The organism is Ureibacillus xyleni, assembly GCF_900217795.1.
Classification (GTDB): Bacteria; Bacillota; Bacilli; order Bacillales_A; family Planococcaceae; genus Ureibacillus; species Ureibacillus xyleni.
This window is the reverse complement of the sequence record NZ_OBMQ01000031.1, coordinates 1-1,310: the sequence shown is the minus strand read 5'-3', so window position 1 is coordinate 1,310 and position 1,310 is coordinate 1. Positions and strand designations below refer to the sequence as shown.

The following is a 1,310-nucleotide window of genomic DNA, read 5'->3' as shown; positions in this document are numbered from 1 at the left end:
GAGGTAGATAGGTTCGAGGTGGAAGTGTGGTGACACATGGAGCTGACGAATACTAATCGATCGAGGACTTAACCAATTTTAGCTTGAAGTTTGTATGTCAATGTCTTTATCCAGTTTTGAGAGAACAAAAATTATGTTTTATAAAAAGTGTTGCTTTTTTATAAATAAAATAATATAATAATTATTGTCTCAAATATAGTATTTGCAATGTTTGAAGTCTAGTGATAATGGCAAAGAGGTCACACCCGTTCCCATACCGAACACGGAAGTTAAGCTCTTTAGCGCCGATGGTAGTTGGGGGCTTCCCCCTGCGAGAGTAGGACGTTGCTAGGCATAATACCCAGGAGGATTAGCTCAGCTGGGAGAGCACCTGCCTTACAAGCAGGGGGTCGGCGGTTCGAGCCCGTCATCCTCCACCATATTAAGCCGGTGTAGCTCAATTGGTAGAGCAACTGACTTGTAATCAGTAGGTTGAGGGTTCAAGTCCTTTCGCCGGCACCATCAGTTAGAGCCATTAGCTCAGTGGTAGAGCATCTGACTTTTAATCAGAGGGTCGAAGGTTCAAGTCCTTCATGGCTCACCAGTTTTAAATATACGCGGGTGTGGCGGAATTGGCAGACGCACTAGACTTAGGATCTAGCGCCGCAAGGCGTGGGGGTTCGACTCCCTTCACCCGCATTTATATTTATAAATAATTAAGTGATAAAAAATGCACATGCGGAAGTAGTTCAGTGGTAGAACACCACCTTGCCAAGGTGGGGGTCGCGGGTTCGAACCCCGTCTTCCGCTCCAAAATGTGCCGGGGTGGCGGAACTGGCAGACGCACAGGACTTAAAATCCTGCGGTAGGTGACTACCGTACCGGTTCGATTCCGGTCCTCGGCACCATTTATATGCGCCCGTAGCTCAATTGGATAGAGCGTCTGACTACGGATCAGAAGGTTGTGGGTTCGACTCCTGCCGGGCGCGCCATAAATTTACGAGAAGTAGCTCAGCTTGGTAGAGCACTTGGTTTGGGACCAAGGGGTCGCAGGTTCGAATCCTGTCTTCTCGACCATTTTAATTGGGGCCTTAGCTCAGCTGGGAGAGCGCCTGCCTTGCACGCAGGAGGTCAGCGGTTCGATCCCGCTAGGCTCCACCATGAACTTTGAAAACTGAACAACAAAACGTTAATGAATATAATTTCTCATTAATTTGAGAAACATTTTGACATCAATTTGATGCCAGCAAATTTGAGCTTTATCAAATTCTTTTATGGAGAGTTTGATCCTGGCTCAGGACGAACGCTGGCGGCGTGCCTAATACATGCAA

9 tRNA genes and 2 rRNA genes are annotated in these 1,310 nt (G+C 47.2%); all 11 read left to right on the top strand.

What is annotated here, in order from left to right:
• Window positions 1–217 precede the first annotated feature (217 nt).
• Window positions 218–333 (top strand): 5S ribosomal RNA (rrf, locus tag CRO00_RS19930).
• A gap of 10 nt (window positions 334–343) precedes the next feature.
• Window positions 344–419: transfer RNA gene (locus CRO00_RS19925), tRNA-Val, on the top strand.
• Window positions 420–425: 6 nt separating this feature from the next.
• Window positions 426–501, top strand: a tRNA-Thr gene (locus CRO00_RS19920).
• Window positions 502–508: 7 nt separating this feature from the next.
• Window positions 509–583, top strand: a tRNA-Lys gene (locus CRO00_RS19915).
• A gap of 13 nt (window positions 584–596) precedes the next feature.
• A tRNA-Leu gene (locus CRO00_RS19910) sits at window positions 597–678 on the top strand.
• A 39-nt stretch (window positions 679–717) separates the two neighbouring features.
• Window positions 718–792 (top strand) — tRNA-Gly (locus CRO00_RS19905).
• A 6-nt stretch (window positions 793–798) separates the two neighbouring features.
• Window positions 799–887, top strand: a tRNA-Leu gene (locus CRO00_RS19900).
• A gap of 7 nt (window positions 888–894) precedes the next feature.
• Window positions 895–971, top strand: a tRNA-Arg gene (locus CRO00_RS19895).
• A gap of 8 nt (window positions 972–979) precedes the next feature.
• Window positions 980–1,056: transfer RNA gene (locus tag CRO00_RS19890), tRNA-Pro, on the top strand.
• Window positions 1,057–1,064: 8 nt separating this feature from the next.
• Window positions 1,065–1,140 (top strand) — tRNA-Ala (locus tag CRO00_RS19885).
• 110 nt (window positions 1,141–1,250) lie between these two features.
• Window positions 1,251–1,310: ribosomal RNA gene (locus CRO00_RS19880) — 16S ribosomal RNA — on the top strand; the annotation flags it as partial.